The sequence below is a fragment of the Nostoc sp. genome, from assembly GCF_036917465.1.
GTDB lineage: Bacteria > Cyanobacteriota > Cyanobacteriia > Cyanobacteriales > Nostocaceae > Nostoc.
The window spans coordinates 42,562-48,810 of sequence record NZ_JBALDL010000055.1 but is presented as its reverse complement, the minus strand read 5'-3'; the positions used below and the strand labels follow the sequence as shown (position 1 = coordinate 48,810).

Below are 6,249 nucleotides of genomic sequence, written 5' to 3'. Positions count from 1 at the left end.
GGTTTAATACTAAAGATTATTCATCATTTCGCTAAGTCTCTGATTAACTCAGCAGTGCTGGGTCGTTTTGCATAGCCTAGTCTAAACTCCAGTCAATAGGTTTGGGTAAATGTAGCTGATAACCTTCTTGTATGCTCGCATTCGATCCTCTGCTCTGGCATAAGCTGTCAACGCTGCTGCGGGAATATTTTCCCATAGTTCTGGTGGTTGCGATGCCTGCGGTGAGCTTCGCTAACGCACTCTGCGGATCAAAGAATAACCATCCTCATCAGGCATACCAATGTCGGTAACTAAAACATCTGGTTTCCACTGTGCAATTACCTGCAATGTTTCTGGAACTGATGCTACTGCTTTGACTTCCGCTTGGCACTGTTCGAGGACTGTGGTGGTAAATTCACGGATACAAGTATAGCATATTCCAGATGATTTGCTGCAAACGCTCGAAATCACCGGAAACTAAGAATTGGAAATTTTCGCCAAGTTTGCTGTCTACTAAGTGTTGATTACTTTGGGATTGTGCTTCTGGAAAATCTAGATTTTCAATATTAAATCCTAATCCTAAATCTGAATTTGGGGTTTCTTTTGAGGAAATGATGGAAAATCTTAAATCGATTTCCTTGGATTGGGCGGCTAGGCTAACAGTCTCTAGGCTCGACTCAATCATCGGAACAAAGTTACAAGTATGGACATTGAGGTGTAACTTGCCTCTAATCATCCGTGATATATCCAGTAAATCTTCAATTAGTTGGGTTTGTGCTTTGGCATTGCGCTCAATTGTCTCGGTAGCTCTAGCCATTTGGCTTTCACTCAGCTTGGTTCGTTGTAGAAGTTGCGCCCAGCCCAGAATTCCATTGAGGGGCGATCGCAATTCGTGAGACAATATCCCCAGAAATTCATCTTTCATCCGGTTCGCCTCTTGCATCTGCTCAGTTTGTTTTTCCAAAGAAGCAATTAAACTAGACTGTTCCATTGCGATCGCACTTCCGACTTTTGCCAGTTACTTATTACTCATTACTTCAAAATTAAAGACAGTTGGAGTCGGGGATTTAAACCCCAACTCAACTGATACTACGTGTAGACGTAGGGGTCTTAAACCCTTGATTTGGTAATAAATTTAAGGGCTTACACGCTGCGAAGTATTTGGTCAAATATTCACAAATATTTTGTCGGGTGGGCTAACAGACTACTTTTGTATTATCAATCTCGTAAATAAATATATGGGAACTTCTTGTTCTGGATTATGGTCACTTTATGTCACCTTGAATAGCAAGGAGGCTCCAACGATAACCGAGCAAGCTTAGGCGATGCCTAACTCAGGTATGACAGCCCTCGATGTCCAATTTAACTTCCTCTAACTCTTCGACAAGCCATCGTTTAGATTTAAAGGTACGTATAGTTACTTTATCCGTTACCAGCCTTCCCTGTATTGTCTTGATATATACAATGATTACACTTTGTTAATCAGATTAACGCAGACTTAAAACACTTTCAAATCCCTAAAACAGATGTTTGCTCATGGAAAAATTTCGCGTTAATCGACCAAATATTAGCATAAGTATTGGTATCTGCACTAGAAAATCATGAAAGCTATCTTAAACAACTCCTTTCAAATTTTTGCAACCAAAAGCCTATATAGTAGGTTAAAATTTGATAAATTTGAGAGTTTTGTTAATCGCAACACCAAAAACTATTAATTTTTAGATGAAATAGCAGCGTATCTTATAGTCTATAGTTTTTAAAGTTTAGTCAAAACTATATCCAGTATCATCAAAAAACTGCAAACTTCATGTGGTGCAAAAATCAAGCGGGGAGTGAAAACATGGATTTACGTAGAGATGCATTGCAAATCCTCAAAGAGACTAGTCGAACTTTTTATATTCCAATTAATCTTTTACCGCCGGGATTGCAAGAAGCAGTAGCATCAGCATATTTGTGTATGCGTGCCATTGATGAAATTGAGGATCATCCTGGGCTAGATAATGCTACTAAAGCAAAGCTGTTGAGAACAATTAGTCTGACATTACAGGCAGGTGTTGATGGCTTCGCAGTCGATGCTTTCTTTGCCGGATTTAGTGGCTATGAGAATACCTTAGAAGAAGTCACCATAAGAATTAGGGAATGGTCACTGCTAGCACCAGAAACCATTGCACCTCGAATTTGGGATGCTACTGCTGCAATGGCAGACCGCATGGCTTATTGGGCAGAAACCAATTGGAAGATTTACACAGAATCTGATTTGGATCGTTATACCTTTGGGGTTGCAGGTGCAGTGGGATTATTACTTTCTGACTTATGGACTTGGTACGATGGAACACCAACGAACCGTACTCAGGCTATTGGGTTTGGTCGAAGTTTACAAGCGGTTAATATTCTGCGTAATCATACTGAAGATTTGGGGCGTGGGGTAGACTTCTTCCCAGAAGGTTGGAGTGCGGCAGATATGCAAGAGTATGCACGGCGTAATCTAGCCTTGGCTGAAGCTTATACCAAAAATCTTCCTACCGGTCCAGCTTTAGATTTTTGCCAAATTCCCTTAACCTTGGCTAATGGTACTCTTGACGCTCTTGCTAATGGTAAAGAAAAACTCAGCCGTAGTGATGTTTTTGCACTTATCGAACAGTTGATTAGTGTGAACATGAAAGCCAGCTAAAAGTCTCTTAAGGATTAATGGAAACTAACAGGAGACGATTCTAAATTGCTTCCAAATTAGGGTATCCAAAATCCTACAGCGATTTTCTGTAAGGTAGTTAGTGCGGTCTTCTTCCTTCGTGTAGCGTCTCGTAGACAAGGGGAGGGGAGACACCAAGGGCGATGGGGAGCCAAGGCGGTCTTTTCACCAGGGGAGATGCTAAAAGCGTTAGCGAACTCACTAGCGTCTGGAATCTCCCCAAATGAAGCAATTGGTGCATCCCCCCAAGTACAGCAACTGACATTAGTCACTGCTTAATAACACAAATTTAGAATTTTGGAATTAGTTATTAGTGCCAGTAGAAGAAATAATCTTGTTTAGGCAAGCAATTTACGTAAGACTAAGTAACCTTTAGGAACTCTTTAAAGGATTTCCAGCAAAAATTACCTGGTAACAGTTGATTAATATCTAAATAATTGAGAAAGAGTGTAATGCTCCCCGTGATTATTCGTGCAGCGAGTTGACAGTGCATGAGCTACTGCTTAAATCCTATCTGTCCCAATCCAGAAAATTTGGTATATAGCCAAAGGTGTCAGTCTTGTGGCTCGCAACTACTGTTGCGCGATCGCTATCAGGTGATCAAACCATTAGGTCAAGGTGGCTTTGGAGCAACCTTCTTAGCTAACGATCAAGGCTTACCAGGAGAACCAAGTTGCGTAATCAAACAATTACGCCCATCAGGAAGCGCCCCACACGTTTTACAGATGGCCAGAGAACTCTTCGAACGAGAAGCTAAAACTCTAGGTAAGATTGGCAATCATCCCCAAGTACCAAGATTATTAGACTATTTTGAAGATCATGAGCAATTTTACTTAATTCAAGAGTACATCAGTGGTGATACTTTGCAGGAGGAGGTCAAACTTAACGGCATCTTAAGTGAAACTGGAGTCAAGCAATTTTTGAGCGAAGTTTTGCCACTACTCCAATACATCCATGAGCAAAAGGTGATTCACCGTGATATCAAACCAGCTAACTTAATTCGCCGTACTCAAGATTCCAGAATGGTACTCATCGACTTTGGTGCCGTCAAAGACCAAATCAGCCAAAGTACGACAAGTCCATCAGGACAGACAGCATTAACCGCTTATGCTATTGGTACTCCTGGTTTTGCCCCTCCAGAACAAATGGCTATGCGTCCAGTCTACGCCAGTGATATTTATGCACTGGGGGTCACATGTATTTATTTACTTACTACCAAAACTCCCAAAGACTTAGATTACAATCCCAACACTGGCGAGATGATGTGGGAGCAACTTGTGCAAGTGAGCGATCACTTGAGCAATGTATTGCGAAAAATGTTAGACGTGTCTGTACGTAGTCGCTATCAGTCGGCGGCAGAAGTCCTCAGAGCCTTGCAAATAGAACCATACTTAGAAAGTTTAGCAAAGGGTTTATTAATTAAATCAGATACTGGCTCTAAAGAGCGAACACACAACCATTTAGAAAATTCTGCTGTTTTATGTAACAATTCTTCTGTCGCTGCTACCAGTTCAGGAGTCGCACAGGTAGCGGCAGCAATTCGTGCCAGACGAGCTAAGACAGCAGAAGCGGCTGGATCGCACCAGGGTTCTGGGATAGCCAAATCAACGACTTTTGCTAACAGCAACAGTAATAGTTCGCAAGGTCAAAATTCTAAAGTTGAGCGTAAGTTAGATACCCAAAGTTTGTTAACCGCCTATCAGAAGGGAAGACGGGATTTTGCTCTCCACAATTTAAATTTGCTGAACCTACAAGGTGCTGACTTATCAGAAACAAATTTCCATTCCACTCAATTGCAAAAAACTAATCTTCAGGGAGCTAATCTTCACAATAGTGACTTTGGTAGAGCCAGTCTTACTAAAGCAAATCTCAAGGATGCTAATTTGAGCAAAGCATACTTTAACCATGCTGATTTAGAAGGGGCAGACTTGCGAGGTGCAGACCTCAATAATGCTTATCTCAGCAATGCTAACCTTCGAGGAGCTAATTTGTGTGGTGCTAATCTTACCAGTGCCAAAATTTCTGATGAGCAGCTAGCATTAGCAAAAACAAACTGGATGACCATTCGCCCCAATGGTAAACGAGGTTTATTGTAAATTGAAAGTTGCGGTTTTGGAGCCAGTCCCTTGCTCTGGCTCTTAGACTACTTTCCTACTTTTGAACAAAGTTAGTGAGAATAAAATCTTAAGTTTAACTATATTATTTTATCAAGCTTACAAAGCTTGGATTTTTTATTAGTTTGATAAATCAAACCTGGTTTTTATTGATAAAACTCAAATTTATTCAGAATTGACCAAGTAATTAGGATCTAGCAATTCTATTTGGTTTGTGAGAATTGCAATCCATACATCCCCGACTTGGTAAAAGTTATCGGGGATTTTGTTGAGCGCAAATAATTCAGGATTGTTATAGTTGAGCCTAGCAATAGCGACCGCTCTAGAAAATGTTAAGAAATAACCGACGAGCTAGAAAAAATACACAGCTAGTTGGCAATTTTTAATTAAATCTTTATAATAAGGATCTGTTAAAAATAATAAATGATTATTTACAATAAACAATAAAGCATCATAATAATTTTTCATAGATATTTCCATGCTTTTTATTGCTATAAACAATAGGGGATCTGGCACTTAAAAGCTGTAAAATATAAAGCTCTAAAGCCACGCAAATTTTAAGATTACAGCGAAAAGTGAAAAATTAGTTAATTATCCCTGATTGTAGGCTGAAGCAGAATATTTACAACCGAAATCAGGTAATACAAGGTTTAGGTATCATGACTGACTTTGCACAAACGGAAATAGAACGGAGATTAAGTTTATATCAGGTATTCCTCAAGTTGTATGAGCATCACAGCAGCCTTCTAGATGAAATTCTTCAACAAGAAAATCTATCTCAACCGTTGTTTAAGAAGATGAAGTTATGTTACGTACATGGTGTAGTGGATACTAATACCGTTTATTTGATGACTAACTTGTGTGACAATCAGACTCAAAGTTTACGACAGCCACAGAGGATATGGACAATAGGGCGTAATCGCAACAGTGGTATTTGCATTGCTGACAATTATATGTCTCGTCGCCATGCGGCTATTCAATATATTAACGATCAAGGGTTTTACTTTATAGACTTCAACAGTACCAATGGCTCCTTTGTGAATGGCGATCGCGCTTTTGGGTTGATCAAGCTCAAAGATGGCGATCGCATCCGTGTAGGCAACATGAATTTTGATTTTTTTATGACTTCTACTCACCGTATGTTGCCAAGTGTAGCAATGGAGTTATTAATGCATCTGGTGCATCGCAAGAGTGATACTCAGGCAGAAATACTTACTTGTCTTCGTGACAGACAAAAACCTCTAATTGAAAAACAAAATGACAATTTAAAGATTTTGAGAAATTCTGGACTAGTTGATAAATTTGAAGATTGGTATGATAACTTTAGTTCAGAACAAAAATCGGAAATTTTAGACCGTTTTTTTAGTAGACAAAAACCCTACAATCCCAGCGAAAAAATCGGAAATTAAAGAATATCTGCAAAAATTAAGAGTGCTTTACCTGCTTGATTTTGGGAATACTGTAATC

At 39.6% G+C, this 6,249-nt stretch carries 3 protein-coding genes and 1 pseudogene; 3 read left to right on the top strand and 1 reads right to left on the bottom strand.

Annotation, left to right across the window (positions count from 1 at the left end; all coding sequences use genetic code 11):
* Positions 1–76: 76 nt before the first annotated feature.
* Positions 77–979 (bottom strand): annotated as a pseudogene (locus V7K38_RS11505) (hybrid sensor histidine kinase/response regulator); the annotation flags it as partial.
* Between the two features lie 840 nt (positions 980–1,819).
* Between V7K38_RS11505 and V7K38_RS11500 the strand changes: the two are divergent.
* From V7K38_RS11500 to V7K38_RS11490, 3 genes are all read left to right on the top strand, one after another.
* Positions 1,820–2,650 carry a phytoene/squalene synthase family protein gene (locus V7K38_RS11500; RefSeq protein WP_334857867.1) on the top strand — a complete coding sequence of 277 codons (831 nt, stop codon included), beginning with the start codon at positions 1,820–1,822 and terminating at the stop codon, positions 2,648–2,650.
* 509 nt (positions 2,651–3,159) lie between these two features.
* Positions 3,160–4,764 (top strand): serine/threonine-protein kinase, encoded by a 1,605-nt coding sequence (locus V7K38_RS11495; RefSeq protein ID WP_334857866.1) that lies wholly within the window; start codon positions 3,160–3,162, stop codon positions 4,762–4,764.
* Between the two features lie 677 nt (positions 4,765–5,441).
* Positions 5,442–6,191, top strand: coding sequence for an FHA domain-containing protein (locus V7K38_RS11490; RefSeq protein ID WP_334857865.1), 750 nt, complete (start codon positions 5,442–5,444; stop codon positions 6,189–6,191).
* Positions 6,192–6,249: the final 58 nt, after the last annotated feature.